19 protein-coding genes are annotated in these 26,881 nt (G+C 43.6%); 3 read left to right on the forward strand and 16 right to left on the reverse strand.

All coding sequences use genetic code 11. The features are described 5' to 3' along the window. The first annotated feature begins 115 nt into the window (after positions 1-115). Entirely contained in the window at positions 116-925 is an 810-nt protein-coding gene (locus IP485_RS03525) for a methyltransferase domain-containing protein (RefSeq protein WP_198326026.1), read from the forward strand. 211 nt (positions 926-1,136) lie between these two features. Here the strand turns inward: IP485_RS03525 and dnaK are convergent, their stop codons facing one another. Both dnaK and grpE read right to left on the reverse strand, forming a co-directional pair. After that, positions 1,137-3,077 carry a molecular chaperone DnaK gene (gene dnaK / locus IP485_RS03530; RefSeq protein WP_194363300.1) on the reverse strand — a complete coding sequence of 647 codons (1,941 nt, stop codon included), beginning with the start codon at positions 3,075-3,077 and terminating at the stop codon, positions 1,137-1,139. Between the two features lie 183 nt (positions 3,078-3,260). Next, the gene (grpE, locus tag IP485_RS03535; protein ID WP_197174923.1) at positions 3,261-3,860 is read right to left on the reverse strand and encodes a nucleotide exchange factor GrpE; all 600 of its coding nucleotides are present in this window, start codon (positions 3,858-3,860) and stop codon (positions 3,261-3,263) included. Between the two features lie 452 nt (positions 3,861-4,312). Here grpE and IP485_RS03540 point away from each other — a divergent pair, with 452 nt between their 5' ends. Next, entirely contained in the window at positions 4,313-5,707 is a 1,395-nt protein-coding gene (locus IP485_RS03540) for an alpha/beta hydrolase (RefSeq protein WP_198326027.1), read from the forward strand. A gap of 45 nt (positions 5,708-5,752) precedes the next feature. On the opposite strand, the gene IP485_RS03545 is transcribed toward IP485_RS03540, so the two are convergent. The 9 genes from IP485_RS03545 to fmt form a co-directional block, all read right to left on the reverse strand. Then, positions 5,753-6,886, reverse strand: a complete 1,134-nt coding sequence (locus tag IP485_RS03545; protein WP_198326028.1) for a metallophosphoesterase — start codon at positions 6,884-6,886, stop codon at positions 5,753-5,755. A gap of 139 nt (positions 6,887-7,025) precedes the next feature. Beyond that, positions 7,026-8,087: a metallophosphoesterase gene (locus tag IP485_RS03550; RefSeq protein WP_227686404.1), complete on the reverse strand. Its 1,062-nt coding sequence runs from the start codon at positions 8,085-8,087 to the stop codon at positions 7,026-7,028. Positions 8,088-8,282: 195 nt separating this feature from the next. Next, a complete protein-coding gene (locus IP485_RS03555) occupies positions 8,283-9,236 on the reverse strand; it encodes a TIGR01777 family oxidoreductase (RefSeq protein ID WP_198326030.1) in 954 nt (317 codons plus the stop codon). 139 nt (positions 9,237-9,375) lie between these two features. Continuing rightward, positions 9,376-10,005: an L-threonylcarbamoyladenylate synthase gene (locus tag IP485_RS03560; RefSeq protein WP_198326031.1), complete on the reverse strand. Its 630-nt coding sequence runs from the start codon at positions 10,003-10,005 to the stop codon at positions 9,376-9,378. Positions 10,006-10,175: 170 nt separating this feature from the next. After that, positions 10,176-11,429 carry a DNA-processing protein DprA gene (dprA, locus tag IP485_RS03565; protein WP_198326032.1) on the reverse strand — a complete coding sequence of 418 codons (1,254 nt, stop codon included), beginning with the start codon at positions 11,427-11,429 and terminating at the stop codon, positions 10,176-10,178. Positions 11,430-11,487: 58 nt separating this feature from the next. Next, positions 11,488-12,585: a LysM peptidoglycan-binding domain-containing protein gene (locus tag IP485_RS03570; protein WP_227680481.1), complete on the reverse strand. Its 1,098-nt coding sequence runs from the start codon at positions 12,583-12,585 to the stop codon at positions 11,488-11,490. Positions 12,586-12,926: 341 nt separating this feature from the next. Next, complete coding sequence (gene thrC / locus IP485_RS03575) at positions 12,927-14,348, reverse strand: threonine synthase (RefSeq protein ID WP_198326033.1); 1,422 nt, start codon at positions 14,346-14,348, stop codon at positions 12,927-12,929. 46 nt (positions 14,349-14,394) lie between these two features. Continuing rightward, on the reverse strand, positions 14,395-15,984 hold the full coding sequence (locus IP485_RS03580; protein WP_198326034.1) for a transcription antitermination factor NusB: 1,590 nt from the start codon (positions 15,982-15,984) through the stop codon (positions 14,395-14,397). A 75-nt stretch (positions 15,985-16,059) separates the two neighbouring features. Next, complete coding sequence (gene fmt, locus IP485_RS03585; RefSeq protein ID WP_198326035.1) at positions 16,060-17,130, reverse strand: methionyl-tRNA formyltransferase; 1,071 nt, start codon at positions 17,128-17,130, stop codon at positions 16,060-16,062. 319 nt (positions 17,131-17,449) lie between these two features. Here fmt and IP485_RS03590 point away from each other — a divergent pair, with 319 nt between their 5' ends. Continuing rightward, entirely contained in the window at positions 17,450-20,320 is a 2,871-nt protein-coding gene (locus IP485_RS03590) for a response regulator (RefSeq protein ID WP_198326036.1), read from the forward strand. A 176-nt stretch (positions 20,321-20,496) separates the two neighbouring features. Here IP485_RS03590 and IP485_RS03595 read toward each other — a convergent pair whose 3' ends face one another. From IP485_RS03595 to yidC, 5 genes are all read right to left on the reverse strand, one after another. Next, complete coding sequence (locus IP485_RS03595) at positions 20,497-21,171, reverse strand: riboflavin synthase (protein ID WP_198326037.1); 675 nt, start codon at positions 21,169-21,171, stop codon at positions 20,497-20,499. 438 nt (positions 21,172-21,609) lie between these two features. Then, positions 21,610-22,665, reverse strand: a complete 1,056-nt coding sequence (ribD, locus tag IP485_RS03600) for a bifunctional diaminohydroxyphosphoribosylaminopyrimidine deaminase/5-amino-6-(5-phosphoribosylamino)uracil reductase RibD (protein WP_198326038.1) — start codon at positions 22,663-22,665, stop codon at positions 21,610-21,612. 101 nt (positions 22,666-22,766) lie between these two features. Continuing rightward, a complete protein-coding gene (nrdR, locus tag IP485_RS03605) occupies positions 22,767-23,225 on the reverse strand; it encodes a transcriptional regulator NrdR (protein WP_198326039.1) in 459 nt (152 codons plus the stop codon). A 116-nt stretch (positions 23,226-23,341) separates the two neighbouring features. Then, on the reverse strand, positions 23,342-24,778 hold the full coding sequence (mnmE, locus tag IP485_RS03610) for a tRNA uridine-5-carboxymethylaminomethyl(34) synthesis GTPase MnmE (protein WP_198326446.1): 1,437 nt from the start codon (positions 24,776-24,778) through the stop codon (positions 23,342-23,344). A 210-nt stretch (positions 24,779-24,988) separates the two neighbouring features. Then, on the reverse strand, positions 24,989-26,671 hold the full coding sequence (gene yidC, locus IP485_RS03615; RefSeq protein WP_198326040.1) for a membrane protein insertase YidC: 1,683 nt from the start codon (positions 26,669-26,671) through the stop codon (positions 24,989-24,991). Positions 26,672-26,881: the final 210 nt, after the last annotated feature.

Consider the following 26,881-nt stretch of genomic DNA (forward strand, 5'->3'; position numbering starts at 1 on the left):
ATTTAGTCTCAAGCTCTACATCTCACACTGCAGCAAGCGCTTATGCATCAGCTTTCATTAATCAGTCAATCATACTATCAATTGAAATTCGGCCTATTTGGATGCCATAAATATTATGAAAACGCGTACCACATCCTCGAACCTCACGTCCAGAAAACAAAGCATCGCTCAACATTTTGCCAATGCAAATGACTATGACCAGCATGCCAGTATTCAGCTACAAGTCTGTCAGTCTTTACTCAGTAGCATTGCTGATACTAAGCAAGATAGCATATTAGAAGTGGGTGCAGGGACAGGTCAGTTGACTCGATTGATGGCGATGCAGATAGATAGCTCACAGTGGACTATCAATGAATTGTGCGCAAAGCAAGCCCCTACATTACAGGCTATCTTGCCAACTGCGACTATCAGGATTGGTGATGCTGAGACCATGGACTTAGGAGAAAATCATAGTTTAATCATCAGTGCCAATGCCATACAGTGGTTTGATAATCCACTCAGTTTTATAGCGCAATCAGCGCAGCGGTTACAATCGGGAGGTCAGCTGCTCCTTAGCACCTTCACGCCAGATAATTTTTTGCAAATTAAGGCACTGACTGCTCAAGGTCTCAACTATCCTGATGTCAGTGAATGGCAGATAGCACTGGCAGAGGCTGGTTTTGAGAATAGCATTCTCTCCATTCAGCGTTTTGATTTACCATTTATCAGCCCCTATGCAGTATTAAAACACATGAAGTTGACAGGTGTATCTACCAATCAAATGCAAATATTGCCAGATGACACACAGCCTTTTCGATGGACAAAAGCGCGTCTGCAACAGTTTGAGTCAGACTATTGGCAACAGTTTTCAGGACAGAATGACGAGGGCGCGCTTTGTGTATACTTGACTTATGAGGTGCTAATAGTGAGTGCATTTAAACCTTAATCATGCAACTTATAGTAGAAGCAATAGCTAGTAAAAATAGCAGCCATAAAAAAACGCACCCCGAAGGGTGCGTTTTTTAGTTTAACTAACTATCGATTTGTATCGATTCTACCATTTTTAAAAACTTGAGTAGCAAGGAAAACGAGCGTAAATGCTACATTGAGTAGACTAAGCAAGTTTGACGCAGCTAATCGCGTTTTTGGATTTGGTATTATTTTTTGTCTTCGTCTACTTCAGTGAACTCAGCATCAACGACGTCGTCATCAGCTTGGTTGCTACCTGCATCGTCAGCACCTTGTTGGAACTGGCTTGGATCCATACCTTCTGCGCCAGCGCCTGCATCAGCATAAATCTTTTGGCTGACTGGCAAGAATGCATTGTCTAATGCTTCAAGCTTGGCTTTGATTTCGTCATGGTCATCTTCTTTCGCCGCAGTTTCAAGCTCAGTGATGGCCGTTTCTACTGATGATTTTTCTTCATCAGTGACTTTATCTTCGGCTTCTTTCAATGCTTTTTGTACCGCATGGATACGACCATCTGCTTCGTTACGAACTTGCGCTAGGTTAGCGAATTTCTCATCCTCAGCAGCATTGGCTTCTGCATCACGAACCATTTGTTCGACTTCTTCGTCCGACAAACCAGAATCTGCTTTGATTTGGATACTTTGTGCTTTACCAGTACCTTTGTCTGTCGCAGAGATGTTCATGATACCATCAGCATTGATGTCAAAAGACACTTCGATTTGCGGTAGGCCACGTGGTGCTGGTGGAATGTCAGTCAAGTCAAAACGACCAAGCTGTTTGTTTTGGTTAGCAATTTTACGCTCACCTTGATATACCTGAATCGTTACTGCTGGCTGGTTGTCTTCAGCCGTTGAGAATACCTGTGATTTCTTGGTAGGAATCATGGTGTTTTTCTCGATCACTGGCGTCATCACACCGCCCATCGTTTCGATACCTAAAGTCAATGGCGTCACATCAAGTAGCAATACGTCAGTCTTCTCACCAGACAATACGGCACCTTGAATCGCAGCGCCTGCAGCTACTGCTTCATCAGGGTTCACGTCTTTACGTGGCTCTTGACCAAAAAATGCTTGTACGTTTTGCTGTACTAGTGGCATACGAGTCTGACCACCAACCAGGATAACGTCATCGATATCGCCGATTTTTAGACCTGCATCTTCAAGCGCAATTTTACAAGGGCCCATAGTGCGCTGTACTAGTTCTTCAGTTAAGCTCTCAAGTTTTGAGCGACTGATCGTTACAACCAAATGCTTAGGACCACTGCTATCAGCAGTAATATATGGCAAGTTCACTTCAGTGCTTTGCGCGCTTGATAGTTCAATCTTCGCTTTTTCTGCCGCTTCTTTTAGACGCTGCATCGCAAGAGAGTCACCTTTTAGGTTGACGTCTTGGTCTTTTTTGAATTCAGCAACTAAGAAGTCAATTAATGCTGAGTCAAAGTCTTCACCACCTAGGAAAGTATCACCGTTGGTCGCTAGTACTTCAAACTGCTGCTCGCCATCTACGTCAGCGATTTCGATGATTGAGATATCGAATGTACCACCGCCCAAATCATATACAGCAACAGTGCTATCGCCTTGCTTTTTGTCCATACCATAAGCAAGTGCAGCGGCAGTTGGCTCGTTGATGATACGTTTTACATCTAGACCAGCGATTTTACCAGCATCTTTGGTTGCTTGACGCTGTGAGTCATTGAAGTAAGCAGGTACGGTTACAACTGCTTCAGTCACGCTCTCACCAAGATAGTCTTCTGCTGTTTTTTTCATTTTTTTCAAGATTTCAGCAGAAACCTGTGGTGGTGCAAGCTTTTTACCGTTGATTTCTACCCATGCATCGCCGTTATCAGCTTTAGCGATTTTGTAAGGGACCATACCGATGTCTTTTTGCACGACTTTGTCATCAAAACGACGACCGATCAAACGCTTGATCGCAAACAATGTGTTGTTTGGGTTGGTTACTGCTTGACGCTTGGCTGACTGACCAACAAGGATTTCGTCATCTTTGTAAGCGACGATTGATGGTGTGGTACGAGTACCTTCAGCATTTTCGATGACTTTGACTTTGTCGCCTTCCATCACTGCTACACACGAGTTAGTCGTACCTAAATCAATACCAATTACTTTACCCATAATCAATTGCTCCTAATTTATTGTAAATATAAATACTTATCTATCCAGACCATAGTCGGTCACTTGTTGCTATATATCGGTTTGCCTGTTGGTTTTTTCAAGGCAATCATCATGCAAAAACTGTGTTTCATGTGATTTTTTGTGAAAAACCTTTATATTAGTAAGGTTTAGCCCAAAAAAATATTATTGACCCACACGTACCATGGCAGGACGTAATAGACGACCATTCAAGCTATAGCCTTTTTGCAATACTGTGCCTACAGTATCAGCGGCAGCTTCTGGGTCGATACCGACCGCTTCATGGAAGTCAGCATTGAATTTTTCGCCTTGTGGATCGACCACTTCTACACCATTTTTGGTCAGTACGGCAACCAATGCTTTGTGCGTGAGTTGCACGCCTTCAGCGACAGGATCGTTGGCATCCGCGTTTTCCATGGCTCGCTCTAAGTTATCGACGATGTCTAATAACTCTTTAGCAAATTTCTGTAGTGCAAACTTTTTGCTCTTATCCGCTTCTTGCTCCATGCGCTTTTGCGCATTGTAAGCTTCGGCGTTGGCACGGGCTGTGCCTTCTTTAGCTTGTTTTACTTCGCCTTCTAATTCAGCAATACGAGCTGTAAACGTATCAAGATTGATTTCGTTTTCAATAGTAGCTGCTTCACCTGAGTTATTCTGTGGATCAAACTCTTTCATAGTTTCTTCTAAGATACTGTCACTGTGCTCAATGTTGTCATGTACTACGTTTTGGTCAACAGATTCAGGGTTCGGGGTTTGCTCGCTCATGATAGCTCCTTGGAATGTCAATAATAGAGAGTGATTTTAGACACCGCAGATCAGCCAAGCGCTAGTCTTACTGTGTCTTCATTCAATGTTTAACGGTTCTTACTGATTGTTTTTATTAATACGCTTCAATAGCTGCTTGATAAAGGTGATGGGTATAAATTTCAAGCCTAAAACCAAGGATTTTTTCGCATTTACGACAAATATACTCACAACACTGTTTATAAAATGCGCACAGTGTTTGCTAGTTGTGTCAATGGATCTCAATATTCGCTAACAAAATGTACAAAAAAGCGTCAATTAATCTAAATACTTTACTATTACTATCCACGGTATTACCAAATAACACCCTGCTTTACACCCTACTACCTTATTATTGCTACAAATATTATTACTTACATTAAAGTGTGCGTTGATGTAACAACAAGCACTTAAAAACCGTCCTGAGAGATGTTATGTCTAATTCAACAGTATCATCAATCAATACCCTACTTAACAAAACATTGATGGCGCTGCATTTGGCGTCGAACGATGAGACAAGTAGCGAAACAAAAGAAAGCAGTGTTCAAGAAAAGCGCCTGAGCGTTAAAGAAAAAATGCTCAGCTACAACCCAATGACAAACTACCAACCACATACTTTGCATTACGCAATGAAAAGCCTTAGTTATCTGCCAACGCCGATACTAGAGAGTTTGATTGCCTATTTAAAGGGACCACATTCAAAGCAGTATCTACATGCCAATGCTCATCTGCGTTTGATCCTTGCTGTCAACAGTCATCTCAAAACACCGCTAGAGCTTACGCCGATGCATGAGCTTCGTAAGCGTTTTACCGCAGATGCAGTGGCCATGCAGGCACCGAGAGTATGGCAGCAAGCTGGCAACCATATGTTAAGTAATATCAAACCCTTTACAAAGAGAGGCGAAAAATCTGTCCATTGGGAAGATAAAACCATAGCCAATGCCGATGATGACGATATGACCGTGCGCTGCTATCAAGCAAGAACCAATAAAATTGGTTCTAGAAAAGGGCGTTCTCATAACCCTGATGAAACCGTCATGTTGTTCTTTCATGGTGGTGGGTTCTGCATTGGTGATGTCGATACACATCATGAGTTCTGTCATGCAGTTTGTGAGCAGACTGGCTGGCCAGTGGTCAGTGTGGATTACCGCTTGGCGCCTGAATATCCTGCGCCCACCGCACTCAGAGACTGTATTGCCGCTTATGCTTGGCTCACTGAGCATTGCCATGCATTAGGCGCGTTATCATCGCGTATCGTCCTCGCAGGTGATAGTGCGGGTGGTGGTCTGTCCACGCTGATGGCGCAGCAGCTATCTGCACCTTCAAAATCAGCTTGGCTAGATTTAGGCGTAGAAGGCCAAAAAATGTTTGATTTGCTGAACGAGCTACCAGCACCACTGGCACAAATGCCCCTTTATCCAGTCACTGATATTGAGACTGATTATCCAAGCTGGGAATTATATGGCGAGGGTTTACTATTGGATCATGCGGATGTGGCCGTATTCGGTGCTGCTTGTCTAAAGGACAGCCCTCTACCACGCCAGCATATCCTCAATGCCCCTATGCTCGGTGACAACAGTCAAGTATGCCCCACTTATATTGTTGCTGCTGAATTAGATGTATTGCGTGACGAAGCATTCGCTTATGCCAAACAATTAACAGGATACGGGGTTTTTGTTAAGACGCAGACGATACTGGGTGCACCGCATGGTTTTATTCATTTTATGAGCGTGCATCAAGGTCTGGGTCAAGAAACTAAAGATATCATCAATGGTTTTGGCGGCTTCGTACGTGAAGTCATTAATATAAGATCTCAGCTCGTGGCATAGTCGATAATTACTGCTTTCTACTACCTATCAGATATCAATTACCAACTAATCGTTCTGACCAGAAACGGTAATCAACCAAATCTCTGAGCGTGAACCCAAGCGGAACGGAATACCCCAAAAGCCGTAACCAGATGACACAACAAAGTGTCCTTTGCCGATTGCTTCGTAACCATAGCCTAGCCGATTGATAGCGTTTACGATAGAGTTGGCGGGGAAAACCTGCCCATTGTGGGTATGCCCTGACACCTGTAGATCGATTGGTAACTGGCTATGCTCAACGATATCGCTCGGCCTATGATCTAACAATAGCACCGGCAACGCGGTATCTATGTCTGCCAATAATTCAGTGGTCGCGACTCGCTGCCGTTTATGATTGTCAAAACGTCCAACGATCCAAATAGACTGCCCAGCGTGCTCGATACACACCGCCTCATCATTGAGTAATTGTACGCCTGCATCACGAAGCGCATGACTAATCGGCTGCTCATGGCCATACAGATCATGGTTACCTAGTGTCGCATAGACGCCGTAAGGGACACTGCCACACAGCTCTGCCAAGTTCTTTTGCATATCATAATCAGAAAAAGCCTCTGTATTATCATCCATGATGTCACCTGGCATCAGCAATATATCTGCCTCAGAATTCGTCATCATACGACTCAATCTATCTATCGCCCCACTACCAAATAATCGCCCAATGTGTAAATCACTAGCAACAGCGATACGTAGCGGTTTTGCTAAAGGCTTGTCAATGTTGATGGACAGTTTGCGAGTGACAGGCACATAGGCGCTGTATAGTGCGTATACAAACAGTCCAGCAAATATCGCGAGCGCTAGCATGCGTAGGACAACATCCATCACAGACGATTCGTTTAACGGCATATCTACCCATGACATTGCCAGCCAGTATCCACCATAAAGTAGACTGGTGAAAAACGCCGTCAGTAGCATAAAGTGCATGACCAACATCCAGCCACTGATCCAGCGATAACTGTTAGCAAATACTCTTTTGACACTTAGCAGTAGCAAGCCATTGGTCACGGTGAATACACCAATCCATGCGATTGATATCGGCATTACTGAGAACCACGGCGCTAACCACCACTGTAAACTCAAGGCCGTACCGGCACTAAACAACTGCAACAATAAAAAAATGGTGATGAAAAATGCGTAACGCATGAAGTGTCCTTGGACATGATAAATTTGGAACAACTAACGTTAAGAAAAAGAGAGACAAAGGAAGTAACAGTAAGCGAAAACGATTGTTGTTGAAGGTATTACAAAATCGAAGTAGTAAGCACAGCTAAGACGATACAGTCTACGATGTAGACTGCAACTTAATAATCCAAATCTCTGAGCGCGTGCCTAATCGAAAAGGTACTGCACCAAAGCCATAACCTGAAGTGACCAAAAACTCAGTACCATCCATTTGCTTAGCACCGTGCACCAACGGCTGTAACCAGTGTATCAAAATGGTCATCGGAAATATTTGTCCGCCATGGGTATGCCCAGACAGATGTAGATCGACTGGTAAAGCACTTATTTCATTCATGGCAGTTGGGCTGTGTTCCAAAAATATGACTGGCTTATTTGTATCAACTTGAGTGAGTAATTTTGCCGCTTTTGGGCGCATAGGGTCGGTCTCATCTGATCGACCTACTAACCATACTGAGTCATCAAGCAGGACACTTTTATTATCAATGACATTTATTCCTGCATCAGCCACAGCATTCGCAATTTTCACCTGATTTCCTGAATAATCATGATTACCCAAGACGGCATAAACACCAAGCGGTGCGTGCAGTTTCGATAACTGCTCATGCATGTTGTTTTTATCATAATAATAAGTCGTATCGTTCATGATATCACCTGCCAGCATCACCACATCGGGATGTTGCAACGCAATCAGACTGGCAAGTTTATTCAGTTGTCGATTGCCAAACCATCTGCCCAGATGGGTATCAGACGCTAAAGCAATGGTCATCGGTTTATTAAGCAGCTTGTTTGTCGTGACCGTTATGTGGTGTACCACAGGCGAATACGCATTGAATACCGCTAAACTAACAATGCCGATATAAATAACAACCGCTACTACACGTAGGCGCTTAGGAGAAAAAGAGTGTTTAAATAGCTGGTGGTAAACAAGCCAAATAATCGCCACTATCAAAGCAGTATAGAGCATGAACCCTTGTAAGATACCAACCACCAAATAAACGTGAAAGCGCTCATACAAGGGCTCAGTCAGTCCATATATGAGCAATAGGTTGCTTACGATACAGACAGCAACTACCAGCGTTATTTTACCAAAAGTGTGTTTTGGTTTGATAAACCACCAAAGCATGACACTGGTTATCACCACTAACAGCTGAGTAAAAATCATAAAAGGCCACATAGTCGTATCTACACGTATAGGAATAGCTTCATCTTATACGAAATCTATAGGCATCCGTGTCAGCGACATACTTTTCATAAATAATTCATAGCTCTTAGATACACTGCATCTAGGTACAGCGTATCTAAGAGCTCTTCATCTAAGTATCTAAGTGGTTTTTTGTTTCACATGAAACATAAGAAGCTATTTTTGAGTTTCTAACGCTTGTTTGAGGGTTGGTTGTCTAAACTCATAACCTGCATCCTCTAATGTTTTCGGCAGTACTTTTTGGCCATCAATCAACAATGTCGACATCTCACCAAACATCAGCTTGAGCAAAAATGCTGGCAAGGTAAAAAACGTTGGTCGATGTAGCCATGCGCCAAGTGTTTTGGTAAAGGTATGATTGGTCACTGGGTTTGGTGCCGTCAGGTTATACATGAGTGCTGGTGTATCGTTAGCAGTCTGCAAAGCATTAGCACGCTCATCATTCTTGCCAGCAAGGTGCTGTTCAATGATAAATATTGTAGCTGCTACCCAGTCTTCACGGCTGATCCAGCTCATGACTTGTTTGCCATCAGCCAACTGCCCACCAACACCCATCTTGAATGGTGTCAACAGCTTGCCAAGCATGCCGCCCTCAGGATGAATCACCACACCGGTTCGGACGATAGCCACAGGGACATCATATTGAGTTGCTTTTATGGCCAGCTGCTCCCATTCATCACACAATGTATGGGCGAAATCGGACTCATAATCGCTACTTTCAGTTAACGGTTTATCACCTTGCGTACCGTACCACCCAATCGCTGAGCCGCTTACGAGTAATTTGGGTTTGATGCTGGTGCGTGCGATGAATGCTAACAGCGACTCAGTCGGCTTGATACGGCTAGCGAGCAACTGCTCTTTGCGCTCATCACTCCAGCGCGCATCAGCAATGCCTGCACCCGCTAAATTTACAATGACATCAAAGCTCATATCAGACGTCGCAAGCTTTTCATAAGTCATCATGTTGATATTGTCAGGGTGCACTTGACTGCTATCTCGAGTTAACCAAGTAACGTTTAGGTCTCTGTCAGCCTGTTGATAACGCCTTTGAAGCTCTTCGCTAAACGCACTACCCAAAAACCCTGAGCCACCACTGATTAAAATATTCATGCCCTACTCCCTATATCTGCTAGCTGTCGTATCTCATATTCAATAAAGTGTCGACCTATACAACCATCCTCTTCTTTTTTGACCTATATATCAAAATGACTTTGACATACTTTTGGTAAAGGAATGTGGGCGATTGGCTTTAACGAATGACAAGCCCTGTCGTCGCATCACGAATTTGACTGGGTAAGGTATAGCCCAAGGTTTTAGCCTGTAAGTATCCAATTTGCTCGCCAAAATAAGCATAAGCTGCCTCAAAGGTACTAGCGGGCGGGTGGCTTGATGGATTACAGCTGGTCGAAACGAGCAAGCCAAGTGGATTATATACGCTAACCAGTTGCTGACACAGTTGACGAATGACAGGATGAGCAATCACTCTGACAGCGATGGTCTGATGCTGACCTGTTACCCAAGTAGGAATGGAAGTAGTTAGGGTGTGCGGAACAGGCAATAGCCATGTTTGTGCTCGCTTGTCGTGTAGGTCATCGTTGGCGCTATCTGTCTGCCAACTCTTGGTAATGGTCGCCCGTTGCTCATCAGTCAGAGCAGATAGCAGAGGTATCAATCGCTCTACGCTGTCGGTAATGACGATCATCCCTTTGGCTTGCGGGCGCTGTTTGATGTCTAAGATACGCTGGACGGCAGCTTCGTCGTAGGCATCACAGCCGATACCCCAAACGCTTTCGGTTGGATATGCGAGCAGCTCTCCCTCTTTTAGCCACTGTGCAGCTAATGTTGGAGAGTCAGTGATAAGCGGAGTAGATTGATTCATGGTATGCACAGTTCAGGATAGTAGAAATGAATCACCAATAATATCATGCACAGCAGAATAACTAAGTGGCAGAAGTTTAAATATCTCTAAAATTGGTCTGCTAGTATCTCTAGACATATACAAGTATGGATACTTACTTTAAAGGTCGAGGCTTTAGAGGTAGAGATGGCTTATACGCGCAAATAACGCCCGCCTTGCACACTGATCACACCCAATAGCTCGAGCTCCATTAACTGTCCAATCAGTACTGGTGCAGTTAGCTTGGTAGATACTATAAGTGCATCTAGATCCTGACCATGCCAATCAAGCTGATCATAAATAACATTCAAATGCTCTGGGATAACCGCTGCGCTACGAGGTGATTTAATACTAGAAGGTGGCTGCTGATTGGTGGCTGTGCTCGCGACTGGCTCTATGCTTGGCGCATCAGTAGCGTGAGTGGTGGTCGCTTGATGGCTATTGAGATTATCAGCGAGACTCGAGGCACTATATGAGCGATGACTATACTCAAGTTGCCCACTAACATCTTCTAGTACTTGCTTTGGGTGATAAATCAAAGTGGCACCTTCACGAATCAGGTGGTGACAGCCTTCAGCATTGTTATTATCGATATGACTTGGAATCGCAAACACTTGCTTGCCTTGCTCAGAGGTTAGACGTGCGGTAATCAGTGAACCACTTTGGATAGTAGCCTCTGTGACAATCGTCGCTAGACTGAGCCCAGCCACCAACCGGTTACGACGCGGAAATGTATGCTTGTGCGGCTGAGTATGCGGTAGCAGCTCACTGATAATACAACCACCCTGCTCAATAATCTGGGTAAACAAGTGATCGCGATGATTGGGATAATTGACATCGATACCTGTGCCCATCACGCCAATCGTCCGACCTTGATAGTCAAAATCTGTCTGCGCCAATGCGCCCAAATGAGCTTGTTTATCTACGCCCATCGCCAGACCGCTAGTAATGATATAACCTGCCTGCGCTAAATATTGCGCCATATCAAACGTAATTTTTTGGGCGTGTGCAGTGGGTTTACGGCTACCAACGATCGCAATTTGAGCTTGGTGTAGACGCGCACTATTACCTCGAAAAAATAATAATGGCGGTGGATCATAGATTTGTGAAAGCTGAGTAGGATAGTCAGGCTGATCGGAAAACAGTAGACCATAACGTCCATCTACGAGTGCTTGCTGAATTTTTTCGATGTTGGCAGAGGTTTGCTTGGGCTCCTCGTGACGTTTGAGATGAGTATGATGAATACCCATCTGTCGCCAAGCTGACACAGTTGCTTGCCATGCAAACTGTGCATTGCCAAAAGCAGTGATGAGCTTGTGATACGCCGTTAATGATGCATTCACCTCGTACCACAGCGCCAATATAGCGCGCTGATCATCAGATAAGGAAGAGGTAACTGCCGTCATGGTTATCTGTCTCGTATGGGCGCACGTATCATGGTCATATCAGAGCAGTGCTACTTATTTATAGATAAGGCGGTGGCAATAACTGGTCACCGACATTGAGCGGTAACTCTGAGTCCAGCACATAAGCATAACTGATGTGATCAAAACTATTAAACACCATCACCATACCGCTTTTTTCATTTGGCAAGCGTACGGGCATATCGTTGTCCTTGGTATCGCGCACCAAAGCACCTTTTTGATAGACCGTCAGTACATCACCTGGTTTGGCGCCTTCTAAACTACCTAGATTGATGGCCACCACGCTACCTTTGGCAGCTGAGCTGATGGAGTCCATGACACGCACGATCATACCGCCGCGACTGACGCTTGCAGGGGTCGGGTAAAAAACAGGTGGAATCGCGTTGTCCAGCTCTACAAACACACGGTCACCTTCACGCACTTCTTTACCGTAGCTGTTAGTCAGCTGTAAGCTAGTAACGCCACTGGTCTCAGTAGAAGTCACCAGACCTGTTGCTACTTGCGTGACCTCCAATCCGATAACCTCTTGGGTTTTTGGCTCAACATACAGCTCACCTTCACGGTAGATGCCATAACGCTGACCGACGATAAGCGGTACACCTTTGGCATATATCTTGTCACCACTTGCCGTGATTAAGTTGCCTTTTTTAGAAGCCAATATATAAGGAGTGGTGTTGAAGTCTTGAGGATTAACAATGAGTGTTTTATCAAGCCAGTGCTGAATAGCAGACCATGGAATAGGTGGAATGCTATTGGCAGTTGAAGTCACTGATACTGTACTAGCAACCACATTACCTGTTAGCTGCTTCTCAATACCAGCACAGCCCTCTCCCGTATCAACACCTATGAGTGTCTTGCCTTGAATAACGCAAAGAATAAGAATGTCATTGGGATAAATGAGGTTTGGATTTTTGATTTGCTTATTGGTTGCCCAAATTTCTTTCCAGCGCCATGGACTGTCCAAGTAGCGACCCGAGATGTCCCAAAGCGTATCACCTTTTTTGACGGTATAACGGTTAGGAGCATCGGCTTTGATGGTAGGTGGTGGATTGTTAGCGTGGGCTGTGGTCATTAGCATGGCACTGCTAAATGTCGTGATTAACAGTGCTTTTGCTATCTTTTTTAAGCTCATCTTCATTGTTATATCCACAATATGTACCACTGTTTTCGTCACAATACATCGTATTTGATTTATCACTTCTAAAATTTTTACTTGACTAAAATTCAAATAAAAATCAATGATATCAGTGACATATCAGAAATTTTTTATGACGCTTATAGGGCAACGGTTCAGTATAATTGGCTAGTAGGATTTCTAAAAAAGCGTCTAGCACAATGATATATGGCCGACGCTGTTTCTAATATTACAATTATATCTACCATAACACAATCATAAACACTTTATTACAATGGTGTAACTTTTATGCGGATACAGCTTGCTTGGATGATACACTCAAAAAACCTCAAACTCGCCATTATTTAGGCTGGATTAGGCGTAACATGTTGGCGAATTTGCTCAGCGACCAATTCAGCATTGTTGTCTAGCACGACTACATGCTGCGGTAAACTCTCCAATCCTTCGGTATGAGCTGGGCGAGCGATATCGATCTGACCAATAGCCTCAACGATAGTATCTGCAAACTTAACGGGTAGTGCCGTCTCTGCACAAACAATGATTTCACCCTTTTTCTGCAACTCTTTAGCGACCTTGATACCGTCAGCAGTGTGTGGATCAACCAGTTCACCGTGTTGTTCATACAGTGCTTTGATGGTCTGCAAGCGATCGCTGTGGGTAGATTTACCAGCCGCAAAGCCATATCGAGTATTAACCGCTTCCATCAGCTCAGATAGATCGAAACCTTGACCAGATTTTACCCCTTCGAATAACTCATGGACACGGGCGCTATCTTTCTCTAATAACAGATAAACAAAACGCTCAAAGTTAGACGCTTTTGAGATATCCATCGATGGACTTGAGGTGATATAGGTTTTTTCAGTCGGACGCGGCTGATAAGCACCTTGATTAAAAAAGTCATTCAACACGTCGTTTTCATTGGTTGCGACAATCAAACGGTCGATTGGCAGTCCCATTTCACGCGCGATGTGACCAGCACAAATATTACCGAAGTTACCTGATGGTACGCTAAAGCTGACTTTTTCATCGTTGCTCGTCGTGACTGCAAAGTAAGCTTTAAAGTAGTAAACAATCTGCGCTAGGATACGACCCCAGTTGATAGAGTTTACCGTGCCTAAATTATAAGCGGCTTTAAACTCAGCATCTTGCTGTAGGGCTTTGACGATGTCCTGACAGTCATCAAACATCCCATCGATAGCGATATTATGAATATTAGCATCCGTCAAACTATACATCTGCGCACGCTGGAATTCACTCATTTTGCCATGTGGTGACAGCATAAACACTTCGACATTTTCTTTACCGCGTAGTGCATATTCCGCTGCACTACCCGTATCACCACTGGTTGCACCAATGATCGTAATACGCGCGTCTTTCTTCTTAAGCACATACTCGAAAGCATTGCCCAAAAACTGCATGGCGACATCTTTAAATGCCAATGTCGGACCGTTTGATAGTCCTAAAATATATAAATTATCTTCAAGTTTGCGGACAGGAACAATCTCGTCAGAGCCAAACACCTCAGTGGTATAAGTGCGTTCAATAAGGTCTTGCAAATCAGCCACAGGAATATCTGTCGCAAAACGCTGCATAATCGCCATCGCAAGCTTTGGATAGCTGAGCGTACGCCACTCATCAAGGGTTGCACTATCGATATTCGGATAATGCTCAGGCAACATCAAACCACCATCTGGGGCAAGACCCATCAAAAGCACATCACTAAAATCCATCGGCGTTGTCTGACCACGGGTACTGATATATTTCATTAGATTGTCCTGTCTACAATAATGTTATTCAATAGTTAAAAACGGTTTATTCAGCCGTTTTGTGCAACAACGCATAGTAGAAACCATCACCACTCGCGCTATCAATCGGTAAGCACTGACGACCGATCGCTTGTTCGATACCCCAGCTGCATTCTTCCGTAAACTCAATCGCTACCGCATCATTATGGTGAGTGATGAAGTCCTGCATTTGCTCGACGTTCTCTTGTTTTAAGATAGAACAGGTCACGTACAACAGATAACCACCAGCTTTGAGTTGTGGCCATAAATTGTGCAAAATATCGGCTTGTAGCAGTGTCGTTTGCTCAATGTCTTCTTCGGTACGCAAGATACTGATGTCAGGATGGCGACGAATCACGCCAGTCGCGGTACAAGGAGAATCCAATAATATCGCATCAAATACTGGCTCATTTGTCTCTGCTTTTTTATTCTTGCCATGCTGCCATCTGGTTGCATCTGCACAGACAATGTTCAATGCAATGCTGTTATCTGCTTGCTGCAAATTGTGCTGACTCAGATTTAAGCGCTGTAAATTCTCACGAATACGCTCGATACGAGGTGCTTCATTATCAATAGCCGTTACCTTGATATCAGTAATTGCAGGTGACGTTTCAGCATTATCTTGTTTCACGTGAAACAACGATGATTCGTCATTAGCGCTTATGAGCTCTAACCAGTGAGCCAATTTACCACCAGGTGCTGCACAAGCATCTAAAATATGTAGCTCATCATTATTACTTTCATCACTGTCGCTGTCAGTATTCGCACTTTCAGCAATGAGCTTAGCCATCAATGCTTTATTAATGATTGGTGCAGCTAGCTGGGCATGCATGTCTTGAACGCTAGCCGTTCCTAAAGCAAAATCAGGTAAAGCGTTGACGGCAGTGCTTTGATGTAGTCTAAGGCCTTTGGTTGATAGCGTGGTAGAAATGGCAGACTCTGACGAGCTCGCTACCTTAAAGCCAGTCGTTAGCTCAACGATATCTGCATCAATTTCTGCCCCATCCAATGCATGCTGATAATCTTCTACCGACGTAACCGCAGAATTCACTCGTAAAAACATAGGTGCTGGTTGGCGCAACCCTTGTGTCAGCTCATCATACTGCTCGCTCCAATCTTGCTTAAGCTGATAAGCTAGCCAATTCGGTAGGCTATGCTTTTTATCGCACTTCTTACGGAATTTACTTGGGTTTTTGGCGACTTTACGCAAAATAGCATTTACTAAACCCGTAGAATGAGCAAACTCAATCTCTTTGGCAGCTTCAACAGTTTCATGAATCGCGGCATGGTCAGCCACTTCTAAATAGATCAGCTGAACCAAACCTACTTGAATAGTAGTACGAACTTCAACTTCATCGATAGGGTTGTCTGCTAAGCTATCGAGCAAACGTGCCAGCGCATGCCACTGGCGTAATGTCGTGAGCAATAATGCATGGGCGAAACCTTTGTCACCATCATGTAGACTGTTTAGTAACGGATCAAGGACGCTTGAGAGCGACTGACCATTTTGAATAGCCAGTAAGGTACGAATCACACGCACGCGTACACTACCATTCATAATAAGGTTGCTTGATGGTTTGAGCTTATTGTTTCTAGGCGCAGTACTGTTTTGTCTCATTAAATTTCATTTCCTTGACGTATCATCGATAGCGTCTTGTGCAGATAGGGTTAACTATCATTAAGTTAGGTTCAGTTATTTTGATTCTGTCGTAAATTGGTCGCCGTCATTTAACTGGTTGCCGTGGCAAACTTGTTCAGCAGTCATTGGCTTACCACCCGCAAACTGCAAGTGTGTAATGGCCAAAGTAGTAGCCGAAGACTCGGTATCATTATCCTTACCACAAGCGACTAAAACTGCTTTTCGTCCGACACTGATCACAGTTCCAGCAGGTTCATTAGTTTGCTGAGATGCATTCACAGGTAAGCTGGCCAATATTTTGACACGTTGCCCTGCCAAAAAAGTATAAGCGCCCGGCCATGGGGTCAGCCCTCGGATTTGGCGTTCAATAGCGGCAGCAGACTGCGACCAATCAACTTCGCCTTCCGTTTTGACTAATTTCTCAGCATAGTTGGCTTGACTATCATCTTGAGCGATAGCTTGCGCTTGATAGGTAGATAAGTCTTTTAGCACCGTACTGATGGTTGTTGCACCAAGCGCAGCCATTTTATCGTGTAGACTGGCAGCAGTATCGATAGGCTCAATACTAGCGCTGACTTTATAAAGCATGTCGCCTGTATCCAATCCTTTGTCCATCTGCATGATGGTAATGCCTGTCTCATCATCTCCGGCCAATAGCGCACGGTGTATCGGTGCCGCACCACGCCAACGCGGTAATAGCGATGCATGGATATTTAAGCAACCATGAGTAGGCGTCTCTAATACACCGATAGGTAAAATCAATCCGTAAGCGGCGACAATCATGACATCAGGCTGGTAAGTTCGCAGAGTTTGCCTAGCAGCCAATCCTTCAGTACTAGATTTTTTAAAAGTGAGTGGTTGCTCTACAGGGATATCGTTTGCGAGGGCAACCTCTTTCACCGCAGAAGCCGCCAACTTTTGGCCACGACCTGCTTTACGATCAGGCTGGGTGTACACCGCGACAATCTCTATATTTAGTACGTCTTGCTGACTGATTAGTGACTCCAGACTAATCGCTGCAAACTCAGGCGTTCCAGCAAATACCACTCTCATTGGGGCAGTAGCTGGATTATTATTTTTAGTAGAAAAACTGGCTGGATCAAAAGTGGAGGCAATCGTCGTCATAATGGTGCAATATATAAGGTTGATTTGCTCATTATAGGTGAGTTTACGATGTTGTGCCATGATTGTAATGGTGGCAATCGAGTATGACTAACGATGGTATTTATCTCTATAATAGAAAATACCCGAATTGTTCAGTCTGTTGGCTTTATCATAGAGTAATAATATATGGATAGTGGCTGCTGACTGGCAGCCCATTGTTATTCTGAGGGAAGCACTGGCCTAACAATATACTCACTAAAAATTGTAGACCACTGAGCGCTCATAAAAAGGTATTATAATTTTACTATATTCTATTATGTCGATATAGGGCCACGCTTTCATGCAACAGTTTCAGTCATTGCAGCGCTTACTGATTTTTTATGTCTTGTCCTTATTGGTCATGCTAGTACTGTACTATGCCACACTGTTTGATGGGATGAAAAAACATAGCGAACAACACAGCATAGATACGTTCTACTCACTACAGCACAGTATTATTGAACATACAGACCCTGTGAATAGTGAAATAAAAAAGATTCTGGCGCGGCCTTTTTTGGATGATGTCAGTTATCAGCTTATTTTGATGACCCCATCGGGACAAACTTATATTCATCAGAATATACGCTCCGATGAATCAGCCTTTGCGGCTGTCACCTTTCCTGCTACGAAAACCATACCTACCAATAGTAAGGGTCAGAGTGCCTATGTCATCAGTAGCAGTGACTTAAAAGGGACGATCAACCTCAAAAGCGGTCATAAGATTTGTATTATCTTAACGCATGCGCCCCTTGTCATTAGCTGGGTATCTTATCGTTACTGGCTGCCACTGATGACTGCGATCATCCTTTTTATCATGGCTTTACTTTATATGCTCGGTCGTCGAGCCAATTGGGAGCAGTTGCTGCTATACACTGACAGCTTGAGCAGTCACGCAAAAGAAGCCTACACACCGCCGCCATTCTTGCGAAAAAAATCTACCGCTGAATTTATGTTGTTAGGTCATGCCTTGAGCCGTGTCAGTTATCAGCTCCACAATGACTATCGACGTATCAAGACGCTAAAGCATCGTTTAGAGCGTTTGGTTGACCAAGCACCGCTACCCATGCTAATGAGTGTACGCCGTGGTCGGATCAGTTTTTATAATCAGCGCTTTGAGCAAATATTTGCCCCTTCCCCCACGAGTGAGCACAGTTATGAGCTGACTGATTTTGTCGTGGGTAGAGATGAGCCCACTCAGCAACTATTACAAACCTTATCTAGTCTACAAGTCGCTCGCACCCTGACAGTCTATGGACTAGAAAACAAACAAGCTTACCAACTGCATATTACCCCATGGTTTGGTGAACATGGACAAGTACACGGTTTTACAGTTCTTTTTAACGACGTCAATGAAATTGTCAATCAGAATGAGCAGTTGCAGCGACAAAACAAAAAACTACAGCACAAGCTGGATGAGCTCAATAAACTTCGATTCGTTATTGGTCATAAGCTGCGCATACCGCTAGAAGCCATGATCGATATTCTTGAACCTCTCGATCCTAATAAGTTAGATGACAGACAAAGCAAGATCTTAGATACTCTGATCAGAACCAGTCAAAACATGCTAACGGCGCTGAATGATACGCTACATATCGGCAATATTGAAGTCAGAAAAACGCGCTTAAATATTGAACCTATCGATATTTATAAGCTAGGGCAAGACGTCAATGAAATGCTGATAGGTGACATACGGCAAAAAAGTCTTGAGCTGATTTACTTTTTTGAGCCAAATTGTCCACGCTATATCGACACAGACGATGTCCGTCTTCGCCAGATTTTATTGAACTTATTACACAATGCCATAAAGTTCACACCACTCGGTCACGTTGCCCTGATTGTTGAAACAGTCACTCAAGAGCAAATGCCAGAGAGTAGTCAAAATACCTTACAGTTTATTGATAATAACCTTACAGTAGGAGACGCCGACTGTTGGGTACGCTTTAGCATACAGGATACCGGTATAGGCATAACGACTGCCAAGCAGCATCAGCTACTGGCTTCTTTGAACAAATCTCAACATCAAGAAAATACCTTGGTAGAGCAAAATACCATTGAGACAGAACTGGGTTTAAAAAACGTCAATAGCTTTGCAAGACTGTTGGGCGGATTTATCGAGCTAACCAGTACGGTCGATGAAGGCAGTATTTTCAATCTTTATTTGCCTTGTCGTCGCCCAAATTACCAACCGGTCTATCATCAAAGTCCACATTTGAGTCAGATTTATCTTATCGCAGTCGTGAACCAACCACTGGTAGCAGAGCACTTACAGCAGCTGTGTAATCATCTATCTATCACTGCCGCTATTTATACTTCTATAGACCTCGCTGCCATTAAACAAATTACAGAGCAACTCGAGCGCGATGCAAAAAACCTAGCACCTTTATTACTATTGGATTACGAATACTATGATACCAGTACCATCGTTGTCGGTAATGACGCCAAATTTAATATCTCAAGCAGCGATAAGAAACCCTTTGCCCTAACGTCATTTGATGCAACCAGAGCCATCTTAGCCGGTAGTAACCAAATAGTGACAAGTATCGATAGACGTCAAGCATTGAGCAGTTTACTTGCAAACACATCACTACCTAAAATTCTGTTTAGTACAAAGCATGAACGCCGCATTCCTTCATTATTGCTGGATCAATGTGATGGGTTTTTGACAAAACCGTTAGACAGTGCACTACTACTCTCGGAGCTGATGCGCTTAACGCTACCCGTGACACGGACGTTCACCCAAACAAAAAATATCGAGGAAAGCGTGAGCGAACTCATCATCTCAGAAGATACCACGCAAATGGTGTCACCACTGATTTTAGTGGTTGAAGACAGCTTAACCAATCAGAAAATAGCCTGCAAAATGCTCAGCAAATTGGGTTATCGCAGTATTGTCGCAGAAGACGGTCAGCAAGCACTCGATACATTAAAAGAGCAGCGTGAAGATATTTCATTGATTTTGATGGACTGCAGAATGCCTATAATGGATGGGTTACAGGCCACCCAAGCAATTCGTGCTCAAGAGGATGATATTCCTATCGTCGCACTCACTGCAAATAACACTGAAGAAGATCGAGAGGCATGTATGCAAGTGGGTATGGATGAATTTTTGTCAAAACCGATCAACAAGAAAGAGCTAGAAACGGTTTTACAAAGCCTTATATCTCTCTCTTGATGGTTATCACACTAAAAAGCCTCACCGTTTAAACGATGAGGCTTAAATTCGTTATCTTAGTATCTAGCAAAACCTACAAACCATTTAAACTGACAAATACTGGCTTATCTAGAGCGTGCCCTAGTGAAATAGTTATTAAACGTTAAGATAGGTTTAATCCTCTCTAATTCAGCCAATTACTTCATAAAACCATTGTCTGCTAAAAACGCCTCCGTAATTTGACTCTGCGGGCCCGGTGCGTTCATACCTCCAGATTGTGACTTGGTTAATAAACGCTCTAGATAACGCGCCACGATATCTACTTCAATATTGACCGAATTGCCAACCAACCAATGCTTGGCAATATTGGTAACCTGAGCCGTATGCGGAATGATATTTAACGAAACAATATTATCCCTGACTAGGTTAGTCGTTAGACTAATGCCATCCACAGTAATAGAGCCCTTAGTCGCCGTATAGTGCGCCAGCTCTTGTGGTATCTCAATTTCAATATAAATTGAGCGAGCATCTTGTTGTAACTTACTGACCACCCCTACGCCATCCACGTGACCCGCTACGATATGACCACCGAAACGAGTCGTCGGTAGCATGGCTTTCTCTAAGTTGACCGTATGACCTGCCTTCAATGTCGCTAAAGCCGTTCGAGCAATAGTTTCACGTGAAACATCTACAGAGTAGTAATTACTCCCAAGCGCTACAACCGTCAGACAAATACCATTTGACGCAATGGAGTCTCCCAGTTTCACATCACTGAAATCTAAATCATCAGACTCTACTGTCAAACGTATGTCACCGCCTGTCGGCTGCATAGATTTAACCTTTCCAACACTTTCTATAATTCCAGTAAACATAAGGCTTTTATCTCATTATTATGTTGCCTTTACGGACAACGTATTTTGGTTTATTAAGGGCTCAAGTTTATGACTTAGTGTGGCTTATTCAAATTTTCTATAAAGATGAAACATCTACTTGTTTTAAACCACTATAGGATAGATTGTGGATAAGTAAGTATAAGTCAACCCAAAGGTACCTAAAAACCTTATCAATCATAAAGTTATCCACAATACACTTTAACTTAGCACAGTATATATATTTCTAAGCTTATTAATATAAGTAGCTGATTTATATCAACTTAATTATAAATAAATAAAAAGTTTAGCTGTTCTTTGTTTCATGTGAAACAGAGTTATACACAGTTCCACATGAAACCACTAATAACCTGAGTGACTTATCCCCACATAGTGCACAGTTAACATAAATTGTGGATAAAAACTCTGTGATAGATAGTGCTACAAGGGAAGCAAGGTTAGCTTGAGGTCTGACCCTAACTGCTCATAGCTATCAATGTTAAAACGTAGCTGCTGAGACAGAGATAATGGATTAAAATCCACCATGGGCCGTGCTTGGGCACCAAGTAGACAAGGCGCTTGATAAACAACCAACTCATCCACCAGCTGCTGACTTAAAAAACTACCAGCCACACCAGCCCCTGCTTCGATTAAGACATCATAACATTGGTGCTCACTGACCAACTCTGCTAACAACGCCGTTAAATTATCCTCGCGCCAGTAAAGCGTCTCTGTACGTCGACACAACTGATAATCAGACTGCGCACTATGTGCTAGACGCTCACGTCTATCAAGAACGACTAACTTAGGGGCTGGTATACGTTCTGCAGGCACTCCTAATTGGGTTGAGCGCACATTGAGTTTTGGGTCATCAGTCATCACTGTTTGGCTACCCGTAATAATCGCCCCGCTTTGTGCTCTTAGCTTTTGCACATCTTCACGGGCAGCTGCCGAGGTAATCCACTTGGACTCACCAGATGCCATAGCGGTACGACCGTCCAAACTGGTGGCTATCTTAAGCCTCACATAAGGCATTTGAGTACGCATGGCCTTTAAAAACCCGCGATTCAATGACTCTGCTTGCGCTTTCAGTATGCCAACAGTCACATCAATTCCTGCTTGCTCTAATAGCTTAACACCACGGCCTGCAACCTGTGGATTAGGATCGAGGCCAGCCACCACCACACGTTTTATACCTGCATCGATGAGACCCAACGCACAAGGCGGCGTGCGACCTGTATGACTACATGGCTCTAGCGTCACGTAAGCCGTGGCCCCTACTGTCTCAACACCTGCTGCTTTGAGTGCAAAAACCTCTGCATGAGGCTCACCTGCTTTGGGATGAAACCCTTGACCGACAATCTCTGCTGCCTGAACGATGACGCAACCCACGGCTGGGTTTGGTCTGGTGGTATACAAGCCCTTTTTGGCTTGTTCGATGGCAAGCATCATATAATAACGATCTTGCGCATTTTGAGAATGGTTTTTGGTTGGCATAACAGTAGACTTAATCAGTAATTAACAATAATAGCGGAAGTTTCTATACATAGCATGCTATTGCCTATTCAACATCCTCTCATCAAATAAGAGTATTAAACTCATTTATCATTTGGGCGGATGTTGGCAATTTCTTGATGAAAAGCATCAATGTCCTGAAAGTCGCGATAGACACTGGCAAAACGCACATAAGCGACATCATCCAACGTTTTTAACTCGCTCATGATAATCTCACCCAAAACTTTACTACTAATCTCACGCTCACCCATCTGTCTGACGCGCTTTTCGATACGGCTGATCATCGCCTCCTGCTCATCAATAGTAATGGGACGTTTTTGCAATGGCAGCAATATGGAGCGACGCAGCTTTTCATTGTCATAGGGTTCAATTTTGTTACTTGATTTGATGATTCGTGGCATCACAACTTCAACCATCTCAAAAGTCGTAAAACGCTCTTGGCAGCTATTACACGAGCGGCGGCGGCGAACCTGAGCCCCTTCAGCAGCCAGACGTGAATCAATAACTTTAGTCTCTGATGCATTACAATATGGGCAGTGCATGGCATTTCCTTATCTTAATATCGAAAGCGAACGTCGTTATCTATCACAGCCAAATCTAACAGAGTAGTTGGTATAAAAAATCAATAACTATTATTGGATCTGAGTAGATACTTTGTCTATTTACCAATACAAAAGCTGCCGAATATCTTGCCTAGTAAATCATCAGCGCTGAACTCACCCGTGATTTCACCCAAGCTCTGCTGTGCTTGACGTAAGCTATCAGCAACCAACTCACCTGCTTCAAACACCGTTAATTGCTCATGTGCTTCTATTAGGAAATTAGCAGTCCGTCTGAGCGCATCTAGATGTCTGGTACGAGCAATCAAGCTATTCTCTGGTGGGTGAAACCCTACTTTATCACATAGTGCTTCGACTAAATTATCAATGCCAACACCTGTTTCACATGAAACATTAACTTGCTCATAACCTCTATTTTTTATTTCAATTTGGGTCACAGCAGCAATCTCCTCGCTACTATCATCGCTCAATAAATCGCTTTTATTAGCAATGATTAATAGGCGCTTAGCTTGTGGTAATTCACCAAATAACTGCTCTGCCAGTTGCAACGGTGTGCTTTCTTCTTCAACATCACGCGTGACATCGTAGACCATGAGTAGCATATCAGCCTGTGCAATTGCAGTTCGAGCACGCTCAATACCAATACGCTCTACGGTATCTTCTGTCTCACGTAATCCTGCCGTATCCGTAAGATGCAACGTCAGCCCATTGAGTACCACGGTTTCTTGTAGCGTATCACGCGTAGTGCCTGCGACATCAGTTACGATAGCACGCTCTTGTCCTGCCAGACGATTGAGTAGGCTCGACTTGCCTGCATTAGGCCTACCTGCTAAAACCACATGGATACCATCACGTAGGAGCTGGCCTTGTTTTGCAGTCTCCAACACATGCTGGATTTTATCTTGTGTTTGCTCAAGTTTACTCTGTATCACGCCATCAGATAAGAAATCCACGTCCTCCTCGTCAGGGAAGTCTATAGCAGCCTCTACATGCAGGCGAAGATGAATCAATTGCTCGAGTAGTTGATTTATCTTTTGTGAGAATTCACCACTTAATGAGCGAATGGCACTACTAGCCGCGGCAGCACTGGTCGCATCAATGGCATCAGCTATCGCTTCTGCCTGCACCAAATCCAATTTATCGTTGTCAAAAGCACGATAAGAGAACTCTCCGGCACTTGCTTGTTTGGCACCCAGTTCAAACACACGTGCGAGTAGCTGGTTTTGTAATATCACGCCCCCATGACCTTGCAGCTCAATCACATCTTCGCCAGTGAACGAATGGGGGCCTTTAAAGTACAACACCAAGCCTTCATCAACAACCGTACCATCTGCTTGATAAAAACGGCAAAAACTGGCCATTCGTGGTGTAAAGCCAGATTTACCTGTTAAAGCACATGCCATATCATAAGCACGCGTACCAGACAGGCGTATAACACCCACACCCCCTCGCCCGAGCGGCGTCGCAATCGCAGCAATCGTGGTCGATCCAAATATATTAGATTTTTCAGAAGAATTAGGTGTGGCTGATGCCATCGCTAAGGAATCCACAATTACTCTCAATAGCCAAAAACCCCATTATAGACGGCTAAACTCATACTGACAAAGCAAACTTTGAAAGCCTGTCTCATCAGTAGAATTTTCTTTTGAATGTTGATAAGTTGTGGATAACAATTTACTACCCATAAAAAAACCACCGAGTTTATCGATGGTTTTTTTGCTATCACGTTTTTAATACAGAATCAGTTAGTCGACCACTTTTACTGTACGACGCTTCTGTTCTTCATCGACTTTCTTATTGACGATATATTGCTGAGTCATACTAAACAAGTTGTTCACTGTCCAATATAGAACCAAACCTGCTGGGAAGAACAGCATGAATGCAGTAAAGATAATCGGCAAAAACTTCATAACTTTTGCTTGCATTGGATCTGCTGGTTGCGGGTTCAGCTGCTGCTGTACAAACATCGATGCACCCATCAACAGTGGCAAAATAAACCACGGGTCCATCGCTGAGAGATCATTAATCCACAAAATCCACGGTGCATGACGCAGCTCAACACTCTCGACCAGTACCCAGTATAGGGCTAAGAAAATAGGCATCTGCATCAAAATAGGCAGACAACCGGCCATTGGATTGACTTTTTCTTCTTTGTATATCGCCATCATCTCTTGCGACATCTTCATACGATCATCGCCATGCTCTTCTTTGAGCAACTTTAGTCTTGGCGCAATAGCACGCATCTTCGCCATCGAGTAGTAACTCTTATTAGAGAACCACATGAGTGCAATTTTAACCAAGATAGTCAGTAGAATAATTGACCAACCCCAGTTACCCACAACTTTATGCACACCTTCCAAGATAGCAAACAAGACCTTCGATATTGGCCATAACAAACCGTAATCGACCGTTTTATTCAGACCTACCGCAACGTCTTTGAGTTCAGACTGGACTTTTGGACCTGCATATAGCGTCGCATTTAAAGTAATCTGCTTATTTTGTGCAACATTGACAGTCTGACTATTAAAACCAATAAAATAATCATCACCAGTTTCACGGCTAAAGAACTTACCAGTAAAGTTTTGAGGTGTCCATGCCGATACAAAGTAATGCTGCACAATGCCGACCCAACCTTCATCACTGGTCGTCGTCAACTCGCCGTCGCTAAAATCTTTAAATTTCAGCTTGTTGTAAGGATCATCTGGGGTACCCCAAGCACCACCAAGATAAGTCGCCATGCTTAGCGCGCCTTTATCAGACATACCAGGATCTTTACTATCATCACGTTTTAGCTGTGCAAACATCTGGCCTTGCCAAGCACTGGTAGAGGCGTTTTGAATTTTGTAGCTAATATCAATCGGATATTTGTTTTCAGTAAAGGTAAAGGTCTTGGTGATTGTTACGCCATCTTTTTTATAAGTAAGTGGTACAGACAGCGTTTGTTGACCATCTTCCATAACATAGTTATTGGCAGTGTGGTTATAAGTCGCTCGACCTTCTGCTGTATCAATACCATCTTGACCAATCAGTCCAGACTGTGCCACATATACACGATTACTGTTATTTTCTAACAATACGAAAGGCTTATCGCTATCGAGCGTCGCGTCATACTGTTTAAGCGCAGCATAAACAATATCACCGCCTTCTGGATTGATTTTTATATCATAGCGATCGGTCGTTACTGTGATTAGACCTGCATTTTTGGCAGGTGCTGCTGTCACAGCTGCATTATCAACAGGTAATGTTTGAACCGGGATATCGCCTGCTCCACCCGTTGTAGAAGGAATGTCAGCACCTACTGAATTTGTAGTTTCTGGCACCGCATCAACAGCTGGTGCATCGGCATAATCATCTCGCCATGCCAAAATCAGCAGATAAGCGGTAATTAACATCGCAATGATGATCATCACCCGAAATATCTTTTGCATAAACCTTTCCTAGATTAAAAAATTAGGGAATGAAAAATTAGGGCATGTGTCATGACTCCACTATGCAGTTATCCTCATACAGGAAACTGTAAACGTCGTCATTTACATAAAATGTGCATCATTTTACTAAAAATCTGCCCCAAATGATACCAAGAGTGTGGATAACTTGTGGGTAACTCACTGGGGATAAGATCCATACCCAAAGATAGT

It is taken from the genome of Psychrobacter sp. NG27 (assembly GCF_016106655.1).
Lineage (GTDB): Bacteria > Pseudomonadota > Gammaproteobacteria > Pseudomonadales > Moraxellaceae > Psychrobacter.

Bases quoted from the DNA above. Each gene is read 5' to 3' on its own strand.
- IP485_RS03525 (WP_198326026.1), top strand. From the start codon at position 116: ATGAAAACGCGTACCACATCCTCGAACCTCACGTCCAGAAAACAAAGC.
- dnaK (WP_194363300.1), bottom strand. From the start codon at position 3,077: ATGGGTAAAGTAATTGGTATTGATTTAGGTACGACTAACTCGTGTGTA.
- grpE (WP_197174923.1), bottom strand. From the start codon at position 3,860: ATGAGCGAGCAAACCCCGAACCCTGAATCTGTTGACCAAAACGTAGTA.
- IP485_RS03540 (WP_198326027.1), top strand. From the start codon at position 4,313: ATGTCTAATTCAACAGTATCATCAATCAATACCCTACTTAACAAAACA.
- IP485_RS03545 (WP_198326028.1), bottom strand. From the start codon at position 6,886: ATGCGTTACGCATTTTTCATCACCATTTTTTTATTGTTGCAGTTGTTT.
- IP485_RS03550 (WP_227686404.1), bottom strand. From the start codon at position 8,087: ATGATTTTTACTCAGCTGTTAGTGGTGATAACCAGTGTCATGCTTTGG.
- IP485_RS03555 (WP_198326030.1), bottom strand. From the start codon at position 9,236: ATGAATATTTTAATCAGTGGTGGCTCAGGGTTTTTGGGTAGTGCGTTT.
- IP485_RS03560 (WP_198326031.1), bottom strand. From the start codon at position 10,005: ATGAATCAATCTACTCCGCTTATCACTGACTCTCCAACATTAGCTGCA.
- dprA (WP_198326032.1), bottom strand. From the start codon at position 11,429: ATGACGGCAGTTACCTCTTCCTTATCTGATGATCAGCGCGCTATATTG.
- IP485_RS03570 (WP_227680481.1), bottom strand. From the start codon at position 12,585: ATGAAGATGAGCTTAAAAAAGATAGCAAAAGCACTGTTAATCACGACA.
- thrC (WP_198326033.1), bottom strand. From the start codon at position 14,348: ATGAAATATATCAGTACCCGTGGTCAGACAACGCCGATGGATTTTAGT.
- IP485_RS03580 (WP_198326034.1), bottom strand. From the start codon at position 15,984: ATGAGACAAAACAGTACTGCGCCTAGAAACAATAAGCTCAAACCATCA.
- fmt (WP_198326035.1), bottom strand. From the start codon at position 17,130: ATGACGACGATTGCCTCCACTTTTGATCCAGCCAGTTTTTCTACTAAA.
- IP485_RS03590 (WP_198326036.1), top strand. From the start codon at position 17,450: ATGCAACAGTTTCAGTCATTGCAGCGCTTACTGATTTTTTATGTCTTG.
- IP485_RS03595 (WP_198326037.1), bottom strand. From the start codon at position 21,171: ATGTTTACTGGAATTATAGAAAGTGTTGGAAAGGTTAAATCTATGCAG.
- ribD (WP_198326038.1), bottom strand. From the start codon at position 22,665: ATGCCAACCAAAAACCATTCTCAAAATGCGCAAGATCGTTATTATATG.
- nrdR (WP_198326039.1), bottom strand. From the start codon at position 23,225: ATGCACTGCCCATATTGTAATGCATCAGAGACTAAAGTTATTGATTCA.
- mnmE (WP_198326446.1), bottom strand. From the start codon at position 24,778: ATGGCATCAGCCACACCTAATTCTTCTGAAAAATCTAATATATTTGGA.
- yidC (WP_198326040.1), bottom strand. From the start codon at position 26,671: ATGCAAAAGATATTTCGGGTGATGATCATCATTGCGATGTTAATTACC.